Source organism: Mesorhizobium sp. WSM4809, assembly GCF_055811655.1.
The window spans coordinates 1-514 of sequence record NZ_JBVVQW010000066.1; the positions used below are offsets into that span (position 1 = coordinate 1).

Consider the following 514-nt stretch of genomic DNA (forward strand, 5'->3'; position numbering starts at 1 on the left):
CAGACGAACGGTTTGGGCTGTTGGTTGTAGTCGGCAAGAAAGCGGTTGATGGCGGCCTGGAGGTCGACGACGGAATGGAAGACGCCGCGCTTGAGGCGTCGTCTGGACAACTTAGCGAAAAAACCCTCGACCGCGTTGAGCCACGAACTGGAGGTTGGCGTGAAGTGGAAGGTGAAACGCTGATTGCGGTCGAGCCAGGCCCGCACCTTGGGGTGCTTATGGGCGGCATAGTTGTCGAGGATGACGTGGACGTGCTTGCCGGCCGGCACTTCGGCATCGATGGCCTTGAGAAAGCGGATGAACTCCTGATGCCTGTGCAAAACGGAAAAGGAAATTCCTGTACGCATGCGCCGGACTCCGATCACACGCGGGCAGCATTCGGCACGCTGATGAGGGGCTAAGACGGCTGTCGATCCGGTCGGGCGATCACCCAAAACAGCGTGCCGACGATGGCTCCCAGCACACCGCCGGGCCACGCAATGTCCGCCACAATACGAAGGTTCGCCAGCCCGAG

General features: G+C 60.7%; 1 pseudogene. It reads right to left on the reverse strand.

What is annotated here, in order from left to right:
• Positions 1–317 (reverse strand): annotated as a pseudogene (locus AC0L24_RS33875) (IS630 family transposase); the annotation flags it as partial.
• Positions 318–514 lie beyond the last annotated feature (197 nt).